17 protein-coding genes and 1 pseudogene are annotated in these 20360 nt (G+C 62.2%); 10 read left to right on the top strand and 8 right to left on the bottom strand.

The features are described 5' to 3' along the window. Window positions 1-150: 150 nt before the first annotated feature. The 3 genes and pseudogenes from istB to SKA58_RS04105 all read right to left on the bottom strand — a co-directional run bounded on the left by istB (window position 151) and on the right by SKA58_RS04105 (window position 2997). Complete coding sequence (gene istB / locus SKA58_RS04115) at window positions 151-957, bottom strand: IS21-like element helper ATPase IstB (RefSeq protein ID WP_009821099.1); 807 nt, start codon at window positions 955-957, stop codon at window positions 151-153. Continuing rightward, window positions 947-2471: pseudogene (gene istA, locus SKA58_RS04110) on the bottom strand (IS21 family transposase). Before istA ends, istB begins: the two are co-directional and overlap by 11 nt. Before the next feature lie 106 nt (window positions 2472-2577). Then, window positions 2578-2997, bottom strand: coding sequence for a nucleoid-associated protein (locus tag SKA58_RS04105; RefSeq protein ID WP_232209361.1), 420 nt, complete (start codon window positions 2995-2997; stop codon window positions 2578-2580). Between the two features lie 458 nt (window positions 2998-3455). Between SKA58_RS04105 and SKA58_RS19335 the strand changes: the two genes are divergently transcribed. Further along, a complete protein-coding gene (locus SKA58_RS19335) occupies window positions 3456-4502 on the top strand; it encodes a hypothetical protein (RefSeq protein WP_083784845.1) in 1047 nt (348 codons plus the stop codon). A gap of 206 nt (window positions 4503-4708) precedes the next feature. On the opposite strand, the gene SKA58_RS04095 is transcribed toward SKA58_RS19335, so the two are convergent. From SKA58_RS04095 to fsa, 3 genes are all read right to left on the bottom strand, one after another. Further along, a complete protein-coding gene (locus SKA58_RS04095) occupies window positions 4709-6622 on the bottom strand; it encodes a BCCT family transporter (RefSeq protein ID WP_009821093.1) in 1914 nt (637 codons plus the stop codon). A gap of 156 nt (window positions 6623-6778) precedes the next feature. Further along, window positions 6779-7117, bottom strand: coding sequence for an antibiotic biosynthesis monooxygenase family protein (locus tag SKA58_RS04090; RefSeq protein WP_009821091.1), 339 nt, complete (start codon window positions 7115-7117; stop codon window positions 6779-6781). A 77-nt stretch (window positions 7118-7194) separates the two neighbouring features. After that, window positions 7195-7848 (bottom strand): fructose-6-phosphate aldolase, encoded by a 654-nt coding sequence (gene fsa, locus SKA58_RS04085; protein WP_009821090.1) that lies wholly within the window; start codon window positions 7846-7848, stop codon window positions 7195-7197. A 121-nt stretch (window positions 7849-7969) separates the two neighbouring features. Here fsa and SKA58_RS04080 point away from each other — a divergent pair, with 121 nt between their 5' ends. The 3 genes from SKA58_RS04080 to SKA58_RS19330 are packed head-to-tail and all read left to right on the top strand — an operon-like array spanning window position 7970 to window position 11035. Next, window positions 7970-8617, top strand: coding sequence for a DUF2490 domain-containing protein (locus SKA58_RS04080; RefSeq protein WP_009821089.1), 648 nt, complete (start codon window positions 7970-7972; stop codon window positions 8615-8617). Window positions 8618-8663: 46 nt separating this feature from the next. After that, window positions 8664-10835: a primosomal protein N' gene (locus SKA58_RS04075; RefSeq protein ID WP_009821088.1), complete on the top strand. Its 2172-nt coding sequence runs from the start codon at window positions 8664-8666 to the stop codon at window positions 10833-10835. After that, window positions 10763-11035, top strand: coding sequence for a DUF1289 domain-containing protein (locus SKA58_RS19330; RefSeq protein WP_332249752.1), 273 nt, complete (start codon window positions 10763-10765; stop codon window positions 11033-11035). Before SKA58_RS04075 ends, SKA58_RS19330 begins: the two co-directional genes overlap by 73 nt. Here the strand turns inward: SKA58_RS19330 and SKA58_RS04070 are convergent. Together SKA58_RS04070 and ada are read right to left on the bottom strand one after the other, a co-directional pair. Then, window positions 10971-12473, bottom strand: coding sequence for a hypothetical protein (locus tag SKA58_RS04070; RefSeq protein ID WP_009821087.1), 1503 nt, complete (start codon window positions 12471-12473; stop codon window positions 10971-10973). The two genes, SKA58_RS19330 and SKA58_RS04070, sit on opposite strands and share 65 nt — an antisense overlap. Before the next feature lie 69 nt (window positions 12474-12542). After that, window positions 12543-13598 carry a bifunctional DNA-binding transcriptional regulator/O6-methylguanine-DNA methyltransferase Ada gene (gene ada / locus SKA58_RS04065; RefSeq protein WP_037542104.1) on the bottom strand — a complete coding sequence of 352 codons (1056 nt, stop codon included), beginning with the start codon at window positions 13596-13598 and terminating at the stop codon, window positions 12543-12545. Window positions 13599-13710: 112 nt separating this feature from the next. On the opposite strand from ada, the gene SKA58_RS04060 reads away from it, so the two are divergent. From SKA58_RS04060 to atpD, 6 genes are all read left to right on the top strand, one after another. Further along, window positions 13711-15270 carry a S1C family serine protease gene (locus SKA58_RS04060; RefSeq protein WP_009821085.1) on the top strand — a complete coding sequence of 520 codons (1560 nt, stop codon included), beginning with the start codon at window positions 13711-13713 and terminating at the stop codon, window positions 15268-15270. A 188-nt stretch (window positions 15271-15458) separates the two neighbouring features. Further along, complete coding sequence (locus SKA58_RS04055) at window positions 15459-16013, top strand: F0F1 ATP synthase subunit delta (protein WP_037542558.1); 555 nt, start codon at window positions 15459-15461, stop codon at window positions 16011-16013. Between the two features lie 10 nt (window positions 16014-16023). Next, complete coding sequence (gene atpA / locus SKA58_RS04050; protein WP_009821083.1) at window positions 16024-17553, top strand: F0F1 ATP synthase subunit alpha; 1530 nt, start codon at window positions 16024-16026, stop codon at window positions 17551-17553. A gap of 132 nt (window positions 17554-17685) precedes the next feature. Beyond that, entirely contained in the window at window positions 17686-18570 is an 885-nt protein-coding gene (locus SKA58_RS04045) for a F0F1 ATP synthase subunit gamma (RefSeq protein ID WP_009821082.1), read from the top strand. 2 nt (window positions 18571-18572) lie between these two features. Further along, entirely contained in the window at window positions 18573-18848 is a 276-nt protein-coding gene (locus tag SKA58_RS04040) for a hypothetical protein (protein ID WP_037542103.1), read from the top strand. 17 nt (window positions 18849-18865) lie between these two features. Then, window positions 18866-20311: a F0F1 ATP synthase subunit beta gene (gene atpD / locus SKA58_RS04035; RefSeq protein WP_009821081.1), complete on the top strand. Its 1446-nt coding sequence runs from the start codon at window positions 18866-18868 to the stop codon at window positions 20309-20311. Window positions 20312-20360: the final 49 nt, after the last annotated feature.

The following is a 20360-nucleotide window of genomic DNA, read 5'->3' as shown; positions in this document are numbered from 1 at the left end:
AAATCATTCCACTGAATTTGATTGAATACCATACCCCCCTACCCTATAGAGCATCATCCTACCAGCAGCAATTTGCTGCATGACACTGAGGTGTTGATTTCCACTGAGAAGTGACCCGGGTTTTCCATCGAGAAGTGACCCGTCTGCGGATTATGTTTCGGGTGTCACGGGTGGGTCAACCCGTGGTTTTCTCTTTTGGGTTCTGGCCTGCTTGGCAGAGCTGTTTTTGAAGCGGAAGCTATCGTTGCCGGTCTCCAGGATGTGGCAGTGATGGGTAAGCCGATCGAGGAGCGCCGTGGTCATTTTGGCGTCGCCGAACACGGTGGCCCATTCGCTGAAGCTCAGGTTTGTGGTGATGATGACGCTGGTGCGCTCGTAGAGTTTGCTCAGCAGGTGGAAGAGCAGCGCGCCACCTGAAGCACTGAACGGCAGATATCCAAGCTCATCCAGGATAACGAGATCGGAGTGCAGGAGGCGATTGGCGATCTGACCGGCCTTGCCCTGTGCTTTTTCCTGCTCGAGCGCATTGACCAGTTCGACCGTCGAGAAGAAGCGGACGCGCTTTCGATGATGTTCGATGGCCTGGATGCCCAGCGCCGTTGCCACATGGCTCTTGCCGGTGCCAGGACCGCCGACCAGCACGATATTGTCGGCGATGTCGATGAAGTCGCAGCGATGCAACTGACGCACCAGAGCTTCATTGACCTCGCTACTGGTAAAGTCGAAGCCGGCCAGATCGCGATAGACAGGGAAGCGCGCGATCTTGAGCTGATAGGCCACAGACCGAACCTCCCGTTCTGCTGTCTCGGCTTTGAGTAACTGGGAGAGGATCGGGATGGCGGCTTCGAACGCTGGAGATCCCTGTTCCATGAGATCGGTGACGGCCTGCGCCATGCCATGCATCTTGAGGCTGCGGAGCATGACGACGATGGCGCCGCTGGCAGGGTCATGACGCATGACGCTTCTCCTTGCGCAGATCATCATAGCGTTCGACATTGGCCATCGGTTCGCTGACCAGCTTGAGCGCCTGGGGCGCCGTCACCGGCGGCGTGGAGATCGGTTTTCCGTCGACCAGCCTATAGAGCAGATTGAGGATATGGGTCTTGGTCGGAACGCCAGCCTCCAGCGCCATGGTGACCGCCGTCAGCACCAGTTGCTCATCATGATGAAGAACCAGCGCCAGTATTTCGACCATTTCCCTGTCGCCGCCGGGATTGCGCAACAGATGTCGCTGCAGACGCTGGAACGCATCGGGTAGCTCAAGGAAGGGCGCACCGTTGCGCAGGGCGCCGGGCTTGCGCTGCACGACCGCCAGATAATGGCGCCAGTCATAAACCGTATGACCTGGACCGTCGTGAGAGCGGTTGATGATGCGCTGATGTGCGCAGATTGGCTGCCCCTCGGCGACGACCTGGAAGCGATCAGGATAGACGCGCAGGCTGACAGTGCGATTGGCGAAAGAGGCCGGTACGCTGTAGCGATTGCGCTCAAAGTGGATGAGGCACGTCGGCGATACCCGTTTGCGATATTCCACAAAACCATCGAAGGGCCTGCCCGCAACCATCAGACACTCAGATTCATCGGCCCAGGCATTGGCAACCGATCCGGGTTCGATCCCGTGAGGGATGTCCTCCCATAACGCTTTGCAGCGCTCCTCCAGCCCACAGGTTCAGCGCATCAAGGCTTTCGACCTGCGGCGTGGGTTGCCACAGACGGTGCCGCGCATCCTGGACATTCTTCTCGACCTGCCCCTTTTCCCATCCCGCAGCCGGGTTACAGAACTCAGCTTCGAACAGATAGTGGCTGACCATCGTCAGGAAGCGTGCGTTGACGGTGCGTTCCTTGCCACGCCCGACCTTGTCGACGGCCGTGCGCATATTGTCATAGATACCCCGGCGCGGCACGCCGCCCAGCACGCGGAAGGCGTGATTATGGGCGTCGAACAGCATCTCATGGGTTTGCAGCAGGTAGGCGCGCACGATGAATGCCCGGCTGTAACTGAGCTTGAAATGCGCGACCTGCAGCTTGGTCCGAACCCCGGCGATGATTGCCCAGTCCTCACTCCAATCAAACTGGAAAGCTTCCCCCGGCGCGAACGACAGGGGCACGAATGTCCCACGCCCGCCAATCTGTTGCTGGCGCCGATAATCTTCGCGCCAGTCCCGAGCAAAAGCGGCAACCCGGTTGTAGGATCCTTCATAACCCAGGCTCACCAAATCGGCGTGAAACTGCTTGATCGTGCGCTTCTGCTTGCGCGATCGGCCCATATCGCGCCGCAGCCAGGCCGCCAGATGCTCAGCAAATGGGTCCAGTTTGCTTGGTCGATCAGGCACCTTGAACCGCGGATCGATCGTCTCGGACCGCAAATATTTGCGGATCGTGTTGCGTGATAGTCCGGTGCGCCGCGCTATCTCCCGGATCGGTAGATGATCGCGAAAATGCCAGCGCCGGATAACGCTCAATAACGCCATGTCCAACACTCCATATACCCTCGCTTGTCAAAGCCAGGGACGAGTTCAACATGGGTCAATTCTCAGTGGAAATTTACGCCCTACCCGGGTCACTTCTCAGTGGAAATCAACACTCCATTCCATGATTTTTGGTCAGGGCCGCGCTCAGCTTGTCGGTGACCACCGTGACGAGCATGAAATCTGAACCATCCCGTCGGAAGTGGGCAAAAAACACATGCCCGCCGACCGAAGCAGATTTCTTTCCCGCTTCCCGTGCCAGATTATCCATCATCTTGCCGGTAAGACCGAGGAAGTCCTTCTCCTTGGCCTCAACATAGGCACGGATTTGCCCCTCGGTGGGAGAACCTTCTGCCGTTGTGAACCGACCGTGAGACTTGGAAGTCCGGCTGTTGTAAAGTTCATAGACCGTGGAGATGACGCGAAGCGTCGTGTCGGTCACGTCAAGCAACTTCTTGGAGAGTGCGACAGAATAGCCAGCATCGCTACGATTCAGGTCATGAATCGCAAGCGCAATTATCTCGGTCACCAATAATCCCCCCAACGTCCAAAACCGTGACGGACATGACCAATCCTTGGGACGTCCGACTGTTACGCAAAACTTTGAAGCACGAGCGAGCGATAAGCAAGGTGTCGCAGATTTAGCGCAGATATCATGCTCTGGGCTTCGGCTAGGAATCTTCTCGACGCGATGAAAGGTTCATCTGAATCGCCGATAAATAGGGATCGGAGCAGAAGTTGACATTACTCCCCCTCCAGAGGAGCAGAAGTTGAAAATCAGCCGTGATCCTCTGATGACAAAAGCACCGGAAACTCTAGGGGGTCAGGAGCAGACTTCCTGACAACCGACATTCATTGTCAATTTTCAGCAAGACTGCTCCTCTATGTCATACTTCTGCTCCTCATTTAGATCAAGCACATTCAATCTACAAAGCCTGACGGCGTGAATACGCTTCACTTCTCTCCTTGATTTATGGAGTGAAGAAAATGGAAGATCGCATTGCTCACTATATGGTGACTTTCACGGCCAAACAGTGGCCGGAAGCCTATCGCAGAGCTTTAGAGGTTGAAGAGCTCCCAAAGAAGGGGAGCCAACGAATGGCAGCAGCTGTCACCGCTGCTGCAGCGCGCTTAGGCTATAAGCAGCGCAACTTCTTTAAGATCATTCGCGCCTACAAAGAATCGCTAAAACAGAGCGATCAAGTCTTATCAAAATACCCTCGCCAACTTCCTAACGAAACGAGAGCGGCTCTCGAGGAAGCTATCGCGAATGCCGGACCAGGCGCTCGACCGGGGGCGATCCATTCTGCTGCCGAAGCATTATGCAAAGAGCGCAATATAAATCCTCCGAGCGGACGAGCGGTCCGAACTCGGCTCAACCTTCCTGCGGAAATAACGGATGTCGTGGCTTACACCGGCAAAAACACCGATTACGCGCTCGATATGTCGCCGCTCGACGTCGCGGTCGATGGACCTAACAACACGCCCTATCGCGCTGTCCTCACTGCTTTCATAGATGCCCGTCACGGCAATGTTATCGCTCATACTGTGACCGTCGGCCGGCCAATGGCTGACGACCTCCTCCACTTGTTTACCGAGGCCGTGGAAAAGACAAAGCCTAAAACGCCTTCGCCCGCGTCGTTGGTAATTTACCGGGGCGCTCCCATCAATGATCCGCGGCTGAAGGCTCAGATGCACTTACTTGGCATTTCTGAGCCAGACATACAGGTAGATGCTCGCCGCCCAGGATTGCCTCTCACTGCTCTGTTTGGAACTAAGCTCGGTCGTGTCGCGGTCAATCCACGCAGCGATCCTTCAAACCCATACGCAGTTGATGAGTCTCTCCCTCTGCATGTTGTGCGTCCAGCTATTGCCCTTCTCTTAGAACGCCATCACGCAGGCCTTCAGGTTAATCGTGAGATCGCGGCAATCGCATCAGCTACCACTGCAGTACAGGCGGTTACCAAAGGGCCGCAAAAATCAAACAATCAGGAATTTACCTCAGCTCGACTCCCACGCAAAAATAGCCGTTAAACAATGAGCTGCCACTACTAACGATACGCCCATCGACACCAAACTGCATCTACCCCATTGCGGTCGGAGCAGAGGTTGACACAAAACCCGCTTCAGAGGAGCAGAGGTTGAAAATCAGCCGTGATCCTCTGCTGACAAAAGTGCCGAAATGCGTGGGTGCCAGGAGCAGACTTCCTGACAACCGACACCTAACGATCGGCTTGCGTTCAGGGCGTGGCGGGACGCCAGCCCTCCAGATGCAGCAATATGTCGTGCGTGATCTGCTCGGTCGACAGGCCGGTCAGATCGCGCTTGCGCTGTTGCCCCTCCGATCCGCCGGACATGATCCAGCCGTGGCTGCGGCGGCTTTCCGACGCCTCCAAGGCGGTATAGGCGGCGAGCGGACGAGACCGGGGGGTCAGATGATAGCGAAAGACGCGATCGGGCGCGAAGCGGATCGTCAGTACCGCCGCTCCGTCCTCATTCCTTTGCACATCGCTTTCCGCCCAGCCCTCTTCCAGCATTGCGTCGCGCACCGTTTCCAGCGCGGGCACGCCATTGGCGGCGATCTGGCGCGCGATATCGCTTCGGCTTGCCGGCACGAACAGGCGCTTGAGCCGTTCGGTGACGGCGGGCGCATCTTCGCTGATGGCGACGCCTTCCAGATCGGCTGAGGTTTGACGCACCAGGCCCACGGCCAGCAACAGCATGATTATGCAGAAGGGGAGCGCGGCGAGCAGGGTCGCGGTCTGCAAGGCGCCGAGGCCGCCCGCCAGCAACAGCAATGTCGCTGTCACGCCCAGCAGCAGGCACCAGTAGACGCGCTGCCAGCGCGGCGTTTCGTCCGCCCCGCCCGATGCCAGCGTGTCGATGACGAGCGCGCCTGAGTCGGCGGACGTGATGAAGAAGACCGCGACCAGCGTGATGGCAAGCGCAGAGGTGAAGCCGGCACCGGGCAAATAGGCCAGGAACTTAAATAGCGCCGTCGACAGATTGGCGTCGACCGCCTTGGCGATCGCCCCATGCGCCGCGCCAAGATCGAGCGCGATCGCGGTGTTGCCGAACACCGTCATCCACAGGAAGGTGAAGCCCGCTGGCACGAACAGCACACCAACGACGAATTCCCGGATCGTACGCCCGCGCGAAATGCGGGCGATGAACATGCCGACGAAGGGCGACCAGGCGATCCACCATGCCCAGTAGAACAGGGTCCAGTCGGCCATCCAGGCGCGCGGTTCATAGGCGTAGAGGGTGAAGGTGCGCTGGACGAAATGATCGAGATAAAGGCCGAAATTCTGCACCAGGGCATTGAGTAGGAACAGGGTCGGCCCCCACAGCATGACGAACAGCATCAGCAGGACGGCCAGCGTCAGGTTGAGTTCCGACAACCGGCGCACGCCGCGATCGGCCCCGCTGAGCACCGATAGGGTGGCCGCGCCCATGACGACGACGATGACGCCCACCTGCAAGGATATCGTGTCGGCCAGACCATAATTATAGGCAAGGCCGGCGGTCATCTGCGACACGCCAAAGCCCAAAGATGTCGATACGCCGAACACGGTGCCGCACACCGCGAATATGTCGATCGCATCGCCCATCGGGCCATGGATGCGCTTGCCCAGGATCGGATGCAGCCCCGACCGCATCGTCAGCGGCAACCCGCGGCGATAGGAGAAATAGGCAAGGCTGAGCCCCACCAGTGCGTAGATGGCCCAAGCATGAATGCCATAATGGTGGAAGGTGATGGCCATTGCTTCGCGGGCGGCCAATATGGTGCCGGGCTCCGCTTCAGGCGGGGAGATATAATGCTGGACCGGCTCGGCCACGCCAAAATACATAAGGCCAATGCCCATGCCGGCTGCGAACAGCATGGCAAGCCAGGACACATAGGGGAAATCGGGTTCGGAATCGTCGGGGCCAAGGCGCAGGCGGCCAGCTGGTCCAAATCCCAGGACGAGGACCACCACCACAAAAGCGGCGACCGACGCAACGTAGAGCCAGCCGAATGTGTCGATGGCCCAGCTTTGCGCGGCGCTGAATATCTGGTCCGACGCGCCGGGCGCGATCAGCGTGCTGGACAGCATCAGAGCGACAATGATCGACGCCCCCCAGAATACGCGCGGATTCATCTGTGTCTTCATCCGCTTCCCCCTAATCTATGTGAAGGCGAAAATCAGCCGCGCGGGCGGATGTTCCGCCGATCATCCATAGAAAAGCATCAGCAGCAGGCCGATGGCGGTCAGCAACAGGGAGAACCAAAGGAAGCCGAGGTCGGGCTTGTCGGGATCGCGCATGACTCAGTCCTCGGCGCTGGCGACCGAACGGACGAGCAGATCGTCGGTTACGGTCATAGTGAAAATGGGGTCGGCATCGGCCGGCACTTCGGCAATGGCGTCGGTAAAGGCGGCGCGCGTGGCGGGATCGTCATAGACCATTTTCTGGTCGAAGGCCGCGCGCCAGGTCGCCTCGTCGGGCCATTCGGCATAGCCGACGAAGCGTCCATCCGCATCGCGATGCAAGCGCGACCCCAGGCTGCCATATTTTTCGCGGATGAGGTCGGTCCCACGCCGCCAGGCGGCGCGGAACTGATCCTCCTTGCCGGGATGGACCCGCCACCAATAAACCGCGACGAACATGCAGTATGCCTCCTTGTTACGAAGACACAATGAGCCGGACGAGCGGCGGTTCCGGTCGCGGCCTGCCCGATGCCGCTTTAGAGGATGGTCTGGCCGGTCTTGGCCCAGTCGGCGGCGAAGCCTTCCAGCCCCTTGTCGGTCAGCACATGCTTGGACAGCATCTTGATGACGGCAGGCGGGGCAGTAATGACGTCGGCGCCGATCTTCGCGCATTCGAGCACATGGATCGGATGGCGCAGCGAAGCTGCCAGGATTTCCGTGTCGAACTGATAATTGTCGTAGATCAGGCGAATGTCCTCGATCAGCTTCAGGCCATCAAAGCCATTGTCGTCATGGCGACCCACGAAGGGCGAAATGAAGCTGGCGCCGGCCTTCGCCGCGAGCAGCGCCTGGTTGGCCGAGAAGCAGAGCGTCACATTGACGAGCGTGCCGTCGTCCGTCAGCGCCTTGCAGGTCTTGAGCCCGTCGATGGTGAGCGGCACCTTGATGCAGACATTGTCCGCGATCTTCCGCAGGATTTCCGCTTCCTTCATCATCGTTTCATGGTCGAGCGCGACGACTTCGGCTGACACGGGGCCATCGACGATGCCGCAGATTTCCTCCACGACTTCCATGAACTTACGGCCCGACTTGTGGATCAGGGTCGGGTTGGTGGTGACGCCGTCCAAAAGGCCCGTGGCGGCCAGTTCGCGGATGTCGGCGGTGTCGGCGGTGTCGACGAAGAATTTCATGGGGATGCTCCGGGGCAATTGGCGATTCGGCTCCCTTTAGCCTTTGGGGCCGGGATTCGCCATCGGTTGCCCGGGCGCCGCAGGACGGGTAACGGCGCGATACCTTTCCAAAGGATCACCGATGCGTTTCCCGATATTGCTGGCCGCGCTGGTGCCGCCCCTGATCGCTTCTCCCGCCCGCGCCGCAGACGATACGCAGCTTTGGGTGTCGGAGGCACTGACCTTCAAGGCGGACGGCAATGACAGCATTACGATCGACTTCAGCCAGCGCGCGCGGTCCGATGGGACAAGTGGCGGCGAGCAATCGCTCAGCCGCATTACCTGGGATCACAGGATAGCGGACGGGGTGCAGATCGGCGGCGGTTTCGCCTATCTCAAAAGCGAAGTCGATCAGGATCTGCGCTTTCACCAGCAACTGACCGTCAGCCATGGCATATTGCAAAGCCGCACCCGGCTGGAGCAACGCTTTTTCGACAATGCCGACGAAGCCAGCTGGCGTCTGCGCGAACGGATCCAGGCGATGGTGCCGCTGGATGCCGACAAGAAATGGGCGCTGGTCGGGGCGAGCGAATTCTTCTTTCATTTGAACCGGACAAAGCCCGGCGACAGGACGGGCCTGGCCGTGATGCGCCTGCAAGGCGGCATTCGTCGATCCTTGAGCAAATCCGTCGATATCCAGCTGCTCTACATGCGCCAGCAGACCTTTCGCGACAATAAAGCCGACACGTTCAACCATGTGCCCTGGCTGTCGCTCAACTGGCGGATTTAGCGGCGGGGCTGTTTGCGCGGGACGCGCCAAGGGCTAAGGACGCACCATGTCCTCCCGCGCGCGCGTCCTGCTCCTTAATGCCGCTCTTGGCCCACTCGACTATCGGGTGCCGCACGGCATGCGGGTCGAGCATGGCAGCATCGTCGTCGCGCCTTTGGGGCCGCGCCAGATCATCGGCGTGGTGTGGGAGGAGGATCGCTTTCCCGAGGTCGAGAGCGTCGGCGACAATCGCCTGCGCAATCTGCTGGAGGTGGTGGACGCCCCGCCCCTGCCCGAACCGCTGCGCCGGCTCATTGAATGGACGGCGGACTATTATCTCAGCCCTCCGGCCGCGGTGTTGCGGATGGCGCTATCGTCCATGTCGGCGTTGGAGGGGGCGCGCACGGTCATCGAATATCGCGCCACCGGCGCGGTGCCCGAACGGATGACCGAACAGCGCGCTCAGGCGCTGGAACGGATCGGCGAGCGGCAGGGGCTGATCCGCGAGCTGGCGATGATCGGCGGGGTGAGCGACGCGGTGATCCGTGGCCTTATCAAGCAGGATATATTCGAACCCGTGGAGGTGAGCGTCGACACGCCCTTCCCCATGCCCGATCCCGATCATGCCCCGCCCGACCTGTCGGAAGCGCAGCGCGCCGCCGCCGGGCAGATGGCGGATGCGGTGCGCGCGGCCGATTTCGCGCCCTTCCTGCTCGACGGCGTGACCGGGTCGGGCAAGACCGAAGTCTATTTCGAGGCGATCGCAGCGGCGATCCGGGCCGACCGGCAAGTGCTGGTGCTGCTGCCCGAAATCGCGTTGACCGAGCCGTTCCTGGAGCGGTTCGAAAAACGTTTCGGATGCGTTCCGGTAAACTGGCACAGCGGTTTGCGGCAGAGCGAGCGGCGGCGGGCCTGGCGCGCCATCGCCAGCGGGCAGGCGCAGGTGGTGGTCGGCGCGCGCTCGGCATTGTTCCTGCCCTACCCGAAGCTGGGCCTGATCATCGTCGACGAGGCGCATGAGGCGAGCTTCAAGCAGGAAGACGGCGTCCATTATCATGCCCGTGACGTGGCGGTGATGCGCGGCCTCATTGAAAAATTCCCGGTCGTGCTGGCGTCGGCCACCCCCGCCATCGAAACGCGGCATCAGGTGGAACTGGGCCGCTATGCCGAAATCAAGCTGCCTTCGCGCTTTGGCGGGGCGGAAATGCCCGACATTCACGGCATCAACCTGCTGACCGATCCGCCCGAGCGCGGCCGCTGGATCGCGCCGCCGCTGGTCCAGGCGATCGACGAGACGATGGCGCGGGGCGAACAGAGCCTGCTGTTCCTCAACCGGCGCGGTTACGCGCCGCTGACGCTGTGCCGCCATTGCGGCTATCGCTTCCAATGTCCCAATTGCACCGCCTGGATGGTCGAGCATCGGCTGACGCATCGGCTGGCCTGCCATCATTGCGGCCATGTTATCCCCGCGCCACGCCGCTGCCCGGAATGCAAGGAGGAGGACAGCCTGGTCGCGTGCGGTCCCGGCGTCGAACGCATCGCTGACGAGGTGAAGACGCTTTGGCCGCAGGCGCGCACCGCCATCGCCACATCCGACACGCTCTGGTCGCCCGCGCGCGCCGCCGAGTTCGTGAAGTCGGTGGAAGGAGGCGACGTCGACATCATCATCGGCACGCAATTGGTGACGAAAGGCTATCATTTCCCCAATCTGACGCTGGTGGGCGTGATCGACGCCGATCTGGGGCTGGAGGGCGGCGACCTGCGCGCGGCCGAACGCACATTCCAACAAGTGATGCAGGTCGCCGGGCGCGCGGGACGCGGGGAAAAGCCGGGCCATGTCTTCATCCAGACGCGGATGCCCGAAAGCGAGGTCATCCAGTCGCTGATCGATGCGGACCCAGAGCGTTTCTATGCCGTGGAAACGGAAAACCGGCGGCGCGCCAACGCCCCACCCTTCGGCCGCTTCGCCGCGATCATCGTGTCGAGCGAGGATGCCGACGAAGCGGCGCAGACCGCGCGACTGATCGGCAAGTCCGCACCGGTGATTGAGGGGATGCGCGTCTATGGTCCGGCCCCCGCCCCATTGGCCGTGCTGCGCGGCCGGCATCGCCATCGCCTGCTGATCCACGCCAGCCGGCAGGTCGACATTCAGGCCGCGATCCGCGAATGGCTGGGCAATCTGGTATGGAAATCGGGCACGCGGGTCGCGGTGGACGTCGACCCCTACAGTTTCATGTGATGGCGACGCCCATTGCCAGCCCCTGCCGCAACCTGTGCGCGCTCGACCGGGATCGGGCGACATGCACGGGCTGCGGGCGAACCATTGAGGAGATTGTGCACTGGCGCAGCATGAGCGATGCGCAGCGCGCCGCCGTCATGGCGCGGGTGCAGGATTTTGCGCCCCCTTATCCGCCACCTGCGCATCATACTGCGCCTTGAGCCGCAGCGCCGCGTCCCGCATGCCGGACCCGTGCGGCGAATAGGCGATGGGATCGAGCAGGATGGAGGCGGCCGCATATTCCCCCCGGATCGCCAGCGCATGCGCCAGCCTGAACCGATAATTGGGATTTTGCGGCAGGAGGGTATAGGCCTTGTACAGGCCGTCATAGCCAAGTTCGGGCATCTTGCCGCCGCGCATCGCATGATATTGGTAGAATAGCGCCAGCGGCACCGGATCTTCGGTATCCGCGCGGTTGGCGCGCACGATGGCGGTGAGCGCCGCCTTCCAGTCGTCCGCCCTGTCACTCTCCTGCGCGCGTTCCAGCATGGCTTCCGCCCGCACCGCATAGGCGCGGGAGGATTGCGGGTCGATGGCAATGGCGCGGTCGGCATCGACCAGGGCGGCATCGTGCATATCCGCCTTCCATTCCGCCTCAGCCAGCAATGCCAGCGCATGGGGGCTTTGCGGGAATTTCGCCGCCGTCGCGCGGATCGACGCCACGATGCCCGGCAGGTCCTCGGTCCGCGGCCGATGGATCAGACGCAATTCATCCTCGATCAGTGCGCCGTCAGCCGCATCGACGGGGCTGACGGTGATGGCGCCCAATTGCATCTCGCCGGGCCTCAGCACCAGCATATTGGTCCGATGCCGCATATAGGCCTTGAGATCCTTTTCCAGTCCCTCCAGCCCGCCTGCGAAATAGCTGTCCGGTTCGCCCGCCTCCCCGCGCGCAAGATCATTGAGATAGGCCGACAATTCGGCGCTGCGTCCGGTCTTGGAATTGAAATAATAATGGGTCAGCAGCCAGGCGGTGCCATAATAGCGGTCGCCATCCGCGCGATTGAGCCCATCGGTGGTCTGCGCGAAAAGCTGCTTGAGCGGATAAGGCTGGCCCAGCACCAGTCCGGGGACGCGCGCCATCGGCACCTGCGCGAAGCGGATGGACCCGTCCTTGGGAAAATCGACGACCGAAAAATATTCCGCGAACCCTTCCACATACCAGGCCGGATACGCAGCGGGAAAATAGTGTAGCATGAAATGATGGGTATATTCGTGGAATAATATTTGTTCCGCGTCGAACCCGAACGTGCCGCCCTTCGATGAGCGGGACAGGAAGGCATAGGCGCTGCGATCGGACGTCGTGTAAAAGCCAGCGATATTGGGATTGCGGGCAAGGTCCTTGACCTTTGCTTCGCTGGACAGAAGATAGACCTTCACCGGGCTGCCCTTTTCCGCCGCGGTCTTGCCCGTCATCTTGCGCAGCAGATAGTCGAATTTTTCCAGCCGCTCCGCAAAGTCGCGCAGCTTGTCGTCGCTGCCTTCGCTATAGACGGTGAAATGGTCGGTCTTTGCCTGCCACCAAGCCGCCTGCGCGCTGCCCGCGCCAGCCAGCAACAGGCCCAATGCCACCAGCAGCCGTCCCCACAAACGCACCATGCTACCCCCCTCAAGTCCCCGCATCACGGTGGCGCAAAAGGGAAGCGGACGAAAGCCTAAATTTTTCCGCTACTTGCCCTTTTCCCGAGCGAGCAGCGCCTGCTTGCGCTCCAGCCCCCAGGCATAGCCGCCCAATGCGCCGTCACTGCGCAGCACCCGGTGGCAGGGGATGAGAACAGCCAGCCGGTTGTCGCCGCAGGCGCTGCCCGCCGCGCGGACCGCGCCGGGGCGACCGATGGCGGCGGCGATTTCACCATAGCTGCGCGTTTCGCCCGGCGGGATCGCGCGCAGCGCCGCCCAGACGGCTTGCTGAAAGGCGGTGCCCTGTACATCGGTCGGCAGTGCCACATCGGCGCGCGGGTCCTCGACCAAAGCGGCGACATGGCCGGCCATGACGTCGAGCGCCGCGTCGGCCGGGCACAGCCGCGCATGGGGGAAGCGCGCGCGCAAGTCCGCCTCGCCCTCGCCAAAGCTGATGCGGCACAGGCCCTTGTCCGTGGCGGCGACCAGAACAGACCCCAGGCTGGTGTCGACGGTGCCCCAGCGGATGGTGACGCCGCGCCCGCCATCCTTCCACGCTGACGGCGTCATGCCCAGATGACGCTGCGCATCGGCATAGGCGCGGCTGGGCGCGGCATAGCCCGCTTCGTAAATGGCATCGGTGATTCGCGATTCCACCCCAAGCGCCGCTTTCAGCCGCTCGGTTCGCAGCGCGCGCGCCCAGGCGGCGGGCGTCATGCCGGTTTCGCGCTTGAACAGGCGATGGAAATGATGCGGCGCATAGCCGACATGGGCGGCGATCGCGTCCAGCCGGGGCGCTTCCTCCGCCCCTTCGATCATCGTGATGGCCGCCTCCACCGCCAACCGGTCGCGCCCGACCTCGTCCGGGCGGCAACGCAAGCAGGCGCGAAAACCCGCCGCGCGCGCGGCTGCGGGATGGGGCAGAAAGGACATATTTTCCCGCCGTGGATGGCGCGCGGCGCAACTGGGCTTGCAATAGATGCCGGTGGTGGACACGCAGCCCACGAACCGCCCGTCCATCGCCCGGTCGCGGCGCAGGAAAGCGGCCCAGCAGGCGTCGGGATCGGGCATGGTGGCGTGGGCAGGGCGAGTCATGGGTGTCATGGATATAGGACATAAATCTCCCCCGCGCGCCCTGCTTCCCACGCCTTGCCGTCAAAGCATTTCGCCTTTTCCCGATTGCACCGCGCCCGGCATTGCATATGAATGCGCCACGATGGTCGCCCTACTCCGCCGCTTCGCCCCCCTTCTTGGCCTTATCCTCGCGCTGCTGGCGCCGATGCCGCTCCATGCCGAACAGCAGGACATTGCCGCCGCCGCGCGCGGCGTGGTGCGCGTGGCGCTGGTCGCGACGGACGGGGCCGACGCCTATTTCGTGGGCCATGGCAGCGGCTTTGCGGTCGCGCCGGACAAGGTGCTGACCAACGCCCATGTCGTCGAACTGGCGCGGGAAGAACGCAATCTGGTGATCGGGGTCATCCCGTCCGAAGGCAGCAAAACCTATGGCGGGCGAATCATCGCCTATTCGCCCGGCAACGACCTGGCGCTTATCCAGCTGGAGGAAGGGAGCCTGCCGGTCAGCACCTTTTACGCGGGTGCGGTGGCCGATGGTCAGCATGTCACCGCGATCGGCTATCCCGGCACGGTCGACCGCGCGCAGGGGCTTGGCCTCAAGCAGATGGTCGAACCGCTGGCGACGGTGAAGACCAGCGGCAATATCTCGTCGGGGCGGGCGAGCCAGAGTTTCGACACCATCCTGCACACCGCGCCGCTTGCGGCGGGCAACAGCGGCGGGCCGCTGGTCGATGATTGCGGCCGGGTGCTGGGGGTCAACAGCTTCGGGTCGATTTCCGACGGCAATGACGCGGAGTTCGGCTTTGCCGTATCCTGGCGCGAAATCGCCTCCTTCCTGCGGCAGGCGGGCGTGGCGTCACTGCATACCGTCGTCCCGTGCCGGTCGATGGCGGAGGCCGATGCCGCCGAAGCGTCGCTGACGCAGCGCGAGGCGCAGGCGAGCGAACAGAAGGACCGCGCCGTCAGCCAGGCGCGCGACGCGGCGCTCGCCAAGGCGCGCGACGATGCGGAGCGCGACATCATCACCGCGCGCGAAAATGCGATGGCGGGCGCGGCGGTGCTGCTGGCGATCGCGGTGCTGGGGCTGGGCGCGGGCGGCCTGTTTTATACGCAGGGCAAGGAAAGGCAGGCGACCTGGCTGCTGGCGGGCGGCGGCGTGGCGTTGCTCGGCGCGCTGGGCCTCTTCGTCTTCAAGCCCAGTTTCGATGGCATCGACGAGCGGGTGAAGATGCCGCAGGACAAGGGCGTGACCGCCAACAGCGCCTTCGCCTGGGCCGGCGACAATATCTGCAAGGTCGACCTGCCCCGCAGCCGCCTGACCGTGTCGCAGCCCAATGACATCGCCTTCAACTGGGCCGAAGGCGGCTGCGTGAATGGCGAGACGCAATATGGCGCCGACGGCACGGCGTGGCAGCGCACCGTCGTACCCGCCGAGGGCAATTATGTCTCCTCCAGCCGATTTGACCCCGCCACCGGCACCTTGCGGGTGGAACGCTGGCTGCCTGACCTTGATACGATGGAAAAGCTCCGCGCGCTGGTGAAGGACAAGCCGATCAAGGGATGCGGCAGCGATCCCGACCTGTTGCGACAGATTGCCACCCTGCGGTCGGACGCCGCCGCGCTTTTGCCGGCCCAGCCCAATGAACGCATCGTCTATCATTGCCAGAAGGGACGGCTCGCGCCGGCTGACGACGCGCGCTGAGCCGAACGCGGCGCGAGAAAAAACTCAGGCAAATAGTCCCCCGTCCGACCTTAGGCCGGAATCGTGTCACATGACTTGCATAGTCATATGGGCACTGCTAACCGGCCCGCGACAGGGGTTCGGGACGGCATCACACCGCGCCCCTCTTTTTTGCACGACCTGCAAATCAAGTGGAGGACGGAAAGCGCGTGGAGACTAGCGGCGGGATACAGGCCAGCCTCAGCGGCCGCTATGCGGTGGCGCTGTTTGATCTGGCGCGCGACGCACAGTCGCTCGACACCGTGGCCGGCAGCCTGGCCGCGCTGAAGGCGGCGCTGGCCGAATCGGCGGACCTCAAGGCGCTGATCAACAATCCGGTGTTGAGCCGCGACGCATCGGGCAAGACGATCGCCGCCGTCGCATCCACCATGGGCATCGACGCGCTGACCACGAAATTCCTGGGCGTACTGGCGCAGAACCGTCGCCTGGCCCAGTTGCCCGCGGTTATCCGCGCCTATGAAACATTGCTGTCGAATCACAAGGGCGAGGCCCGCGCCGAAGTGACCAGCGCCCATCCGCTCGACGCCGATCAGGTCGCCGCGCTCGCCCGGAACCTGCGCGCGCGCGTCGGCCGGGACGTGGCGGTCAGCACCAAGGTCGATCCCGCGATCCTGGGCGGTCTGGTCGTCAAGATCGGCAGCCAGATGATCGATTCCTCCATTCGTACCCGTTTGAACACGCTCGCCCACGCGATGAAAGGCTGAAAGGCTGAACATGGATATCAACGCCGCAGAAATTTCGAAGGTCATCAAGGACCAGATCGCCAATTTCGGCACCGAAGCGCAGGTGAGCGAAGTCGGTTCCGTGCTCAAGGTCGGCGACGGCATCGCCCGCGTCCATGGCCTCGACAATGTCCAGGCGGGCGAAATGGTCGAGTTCGCCAATGGCGTGCAGGGCATGGCGCTGAACCTGGAAGCCGACAATGTCGGGGTCGTGATCTTCGGTTCGGACGCCGAGATCAAGGAAGGTGACGTCGTCAAGCGCACCGGCACCATCGTCGACGTGCCCGTGGGCAAGGGCCTGCTCGGCCGCGTGGTCGATGGCCTCGGCAATCCGATCGACGGCAAGGGCCCGATCCAGTACACCGAGCGCAAGCGCGTGGAAGTCAAGGCGCCGGGCATCATCCCCCGCAAGTCGGTGCATGAACCCGTGCAGACCGGCCTCAAGGCGATCGACGCCCTCGTCCCCGTCGGCCGTGGCCAGCGCGAGCTGATCATCGGCGACCGTCAGACCGGCAAGACCGCCGTCGCGATCGACACCTTCATCAACCAGAAGGGCATCAACGCGGGCGATGACGAGAGCAAGAAGCTCTATTGCATCTACGTCGCCATCGGCCAGAAGCGCTCGACCGTCGCGCAGATCGTCAAGCAGCTCGAAGAAAATGGCGCGATGGACTATTCGATCGTCGTCGCCGCGACCGCTTCGGAACCCGCGCCGCTCCAGTATCTTGCGCCCTACACCGGCGTCACCATGGGCGAATATTTCCGCGACAATGGCATGCACGCCGTCATCGTCTATGACGATCTGTCCAAGCAGGCCGTCGCCTATCGCCAGATGTCGCTGCTGCTGCGTCGTCCTCCGGGCCGCGAAGCCTATCCCGGCGACGTGTTCTACCTGCACAGCCGCCTGCTGGAGCGCGCGGCCAAGATGAACGACGCCAATGGCAATGGATCGCTGACCGCGCTGCCGATCATCGAAACGCAGGCGGGCGACGTGTCGGCCTACATCCCGACCAACGTGATTTCGATTACCGACGGCCAGATCTTCCTGGAAACCAACCTTTTCTACCAGGGCATTCGTCCGGCCATCAACGTCGGTCTGTCGGTGTCGCGCGTCGGTTCCGCCGCGCAGACCAAGGCGATGAAGAAGGTGTCGGGCTCGATCAAGCTGGAGCTGGCGCAGTATCGCGAAATGGCGGCCTTCGCCCAGTTCGGTTCGGACCTCGACGCCTCGACCCAGAAGCTGCTCAATCGCGGCGCGCGCCTGACCGAATTGCTCAAGCAGCCGCAATTCTCGCCCCTGCCCTTCGAAGAGCAGACCGCGTCGATCTTTGCCGGCACCAACGGCTATCTCGACAATGTCGCCGTCAAGGATGTGACCCGCTATGAGGAAATGATGCTGGCCTATCTGCGCCACGATCATCCGCAAGTGCTGGCCGCGATCCGCGACAGCAAGGATCTGGGCGACGACGCCAAGGGCAAGCTCAAGGCCGCGCTCGACAGCTTCGGCAAGACTTTCGCGTAAGAGTTAAATCCGTCATCCCGGCGAAGGCTGGGATCTCGGGCCGCAAGGGTTGAACCTGGAGGCGCGAGATCCTGAAATGAGGCAAGTGACTCGTTTCAGCCTTCGTCAGGATGACGAACCAGAAGGTTCGTCATGCCCAGCCTCAAGGAACTGAAAATCCGGATCGGGTCGGTCAAATCGACCCAGAAGATCACCAAGGCCAAGCAGATGGTCGCCGCCGCGAAGCTGCGCAAGGCGCAGGCCGCGGCCGAAGCCGCGCGTCCCTATAGCGAGCGGCTGGAAGCGGTCGTCGCCAGCCTTGCGACCAAGATTGCCGGTGGTTCGGGCGAAGGCGCTTCGCCGCTGCTGGCGGGCACGGGCAAGGATGACGTCCACCTGCTGGTCGTCGCCAACTCCGACCGTGGCCTGGCCGGCGCATTCAACGCCAACATCGTCAAGGCTGCGCTCGCCAAGGCCCGCGCGCTGGAACTGGACGGCAAGAAGGTGCAATTTTACCTGATCGGCCGCAAGGGCCGTCCGGTCATCAACCGCACATATCCCGGCAAGATCGTCGCGCAATATGACACTACGGGTGTCAAGGAGCCGGGCTTCGACCAGGCCCAGGCGATCGCGCATGAGCTGAGCGACATGTATCTGAACGGCAAGTTCGATGTCGCGCACCTCTTCTATTCGCGCTTCAAGTCGGCGCTGGCGCAGATCCCGACCGAGCAGCAGATCATCCCGGTGAAAATCCCCGCCGATGCCGACCGCAACGCCATCCCCGCGACGGTAGAATATGAACCAAGCGAGGAAGCGATCCTGGACGACCTGCTGCCGCGCAACGTCACGGTACAGCTCTTCAAGGCGCTGCTGGAAAACAACGCGTCCGAACAGGGCGCGTCGATGACCGCGATGGACAATGCGACCCGCAACGCCGGCGACCTTATCAACAAACTGACCATCCAGTATAACCGCAGCCGGCAGGCCGCGATCACCACCGAATTGGTCGAAATCATCTCGGGCGCGGAGGCGCTTTAAAGATGGACAGGAATTTTCGAGCCGCGATGAAGCGGGCTCGGAAAGAGCAGAAGGAATATGATGAAAGCAGGCTGACGCCATTTGAAAAAACAGAGCGTGAAAACAGGTTAGTTGAGCAGGAAGATGTCGTTCTGTTCATACTCATGGGAAACGTTTTGATTTTTACAGGCTACTATCTGCTTTGGGGTGATGGCCGAGGAATTTTGTGGGCACCGCTGCTATGTGCCGGCTTAAGTCTGGTTTTATTGGTTTTTAGATTTAGACGCAGATTGCATTGAGGCAAGGAAACGAAGTCATGGCAACCACCAACAATGTAGGCCGCATTTCGCAGGTCATCGGCGCCGTCGTCGACGTGACCTTCCCCGATGCGCTCCCGGCGATCCTTTCGGCGCTGGAAACCAGCAACAACGGCCAGCGCCTTGTGCTGGAAGTCGCCCAGCATCTGGGCGAGAACACTGTCCGCACCATCGCGATGGACTCGACCGACGGCCTGACCCGCGGTCAGGAAGTGACCGACACCGGCGCGCAGATCAGCGTCCCCGTCGGCCCGGCCACGCTCGGCCGCATCCTGAACGTTGTGGGTGAACCGATCGACGAACGCGGCCCGGTCCAGACCGAACTGCGCTCGCCCATCCACGCCAAGGCACCGGAATTCATCGACCAGTCGACCGACGCGTCGATCCTCGTCACCGGCATCAAGGTCATCGACCTTCTGGCGCCCTATGCCAAGGGCGGCAAGATCGGCCTGTTCGGCGGCGCGGGCGTTGGCAAGACCGTGCTTATCCAGGAACTCATCAACAACATCGCCAAGGGTCATGGCGGCACCTCGGTCTTCGCAGGCGTGGGCGAACGCACCCGTGAAGGTAACGATCTGTACCATGAATTCCTCGACGCCAACGTCATCGCCAAGGATGCCGACGGCAACGCGATCAGCGAAGGGTCGAAGGTTGCGCTGGTGTACGGCCAGATGAACGAACCGCCGGGCGCCCGCGCGCGCGTCGCCCTGTCGGGCCTGACCATCGCCGAATATTTCCGCGACGTCGAAAATCAGGACGTGCTGTTCTTCGTCGACAACATCTTCCGCTTCACCCAGGCGGGCGCGGAAGTGTCGGCCCTGCTCGGCCGCATTCCTTCGGCCGTGGGCTATCAGCCGACCCTGTCGACCGACATGGGCGCTTTGCAGGAACGCATCACCTCGACCAACAAGGGGTCGATCACTTCTGTGCAGGCTGTGTACGTCCCCGCGGACGACTTGACCGACCCGGCGCCGGCGACCAGCTTCGCGCACTTGGACGCCACCACGGTTCTCAACCGCGCCATTTCGGAGCTGGGCATCTATCCGGCGGTCGACCCGCTGGACTCGACCAGCCGCGTTCTGGAACCCCGCGTCGTCGGTCAGGAGCATTATGAAACCGCTCGTGCGGTCCAGTCGATCCTGCAGAAGTACAAGTCGCTGCAGGACATCATCGCGATCCTGGGCATGGATGAGCTCAGCGAAGAGGACAAGCTGACCGTCGCACGCGCGCGCAAGATCCAGAAGTTCCTGTCGCAGCCCTTCCACGTCGCCGAAGTCTTCACCGGCATTTCGGGCAAGTTCGTCCAGATCGAAGACACGGTGAAGTCGTTCAAGGCCGTGGTCGAAGGCGAATATGACCATCTGCCCGAAAACGCCTTCTACATGGTCGGCGGCATCGACGAAGCGGTCGAGAAGGCTAAGAAGCTGGCCGCTGAAGCGGCGTAAAAACAAACCCTCCCTTCCCTTATAGGGAAGGGATTGAGGGGTGGGTAGC

This window comes from Sphingomonas sp. SKA58 (assembly GCF_000153545.1).
GTDB classification, from domain to species: domain Bacteria; phylum Pseudomonadota; class Alphaproteobacteria; order Sphingomonadales; family Sphingomonadaceae; genus Sphingobium; species Sphingobium soli.
Note: the sequence above shows the minus strand (reverse complement) of the source record. Positions and strands in the feature narration are given on the sequence as shown.

Coding starts and splice junctions, on each gene's coding strand:
- istB (WP_009821099.1), bottom strand. CDS start 957: ATGCGTCATGACCCTGCCAGCGGCGCCATCGTCGTCATGCTCCGCAGC.
- SKA58_RS19335 (WP_083784845.1), top strand. CDS start 3,456: ATGGAAGATCGCATTGCTCACTATATGGTGACTTTCACGGCCAAACAG.
- SKA58_RS04095 (WP_009821093.1), bottom strand. CDS start 6,622: ATGAAGACACAGATGAATCCGCGCGTATTCTGGGGGGCGTCGATCATT.
- SKA58_RS04090 (WP_009821091.1), bottom strand. CDS start 7,117: ATGTTCGTCGCGGTTTATTGGTGGCGGGTCCATCCCGGCAAGGAGGAT.
- fsa (WP_009821090.1), bottom strand. CDS start 7,848: ATGAAATTCTTCGTCGACACCGCCGACACCGCCGACATCCGCGAACTG.
- SKA58_RS04080 (WP_009821089.1), top strand. CDS start 7,970: ATGCGTTTCCCGATATTGCTGGCCGCGCTGGTGCCGCCCCTGATCGCT.
- SKA58_RS04075 (WP_009821088.1), top strand. CDS start 8,664: ATGTCCTCCCGCGCGCGCGTCCTGCTCCTTAATGCCGCTCTTGGCCCA.
- SKA58_RS19330 (WP_332249752.1), top strand. CDS start 10,763: ATGGCTGGGCAATCTGGTATGGAAATCGGGCACGCGGGTCGCGGTGGA.
- SKA58_RS04070 (WP_009821087.1), bottom strand. CDS start 12,473: ATGGTGCGTTTGTGGGGACGGCTGCTGGTGGCATTGGGCCTGTTGCTG.
- ada (WP_037542104.1), bottom strand. CDS start 13,598: ATGACACCCATGACTCGCCCTGCCCACGCCACCATGCCCGATCCCGAC.
- SKA58_RS04060 (WP_009821085.1), top strand. CDS start 13,711: ATGGTCGCCCTACTCCGCCGCTTCGCCCCCCTTCTTGGCCTTATCCTC.
- atpA (WP_009821083.1), top strand. CDS start 16,024: ATGGATATCAACGCCGCAGAAATTTCGAAGGTCATCAAGGACCAGATC.
- SKA58_RS04045 (WP_009821082.1), top strand. CDS start 17,686: ATGCCCAGCCTCAAGGAACTGAAAATCCGGATCGGGTCGGTCAAATCG.
- SKA58_RS04040 (WP_037542103.1), top strand. CDS start 18,573: ATGGACAGGAATTTTCGAGCCGCGATGAAGCGGGCTCGGAAAGAGCAG.
- atpD (WP_009821081.1), top strand. CDS start 18,866: ATGGCAACCACCAACAATGTAGGCCGCATTTCGCAGGTCATCGGCGCC.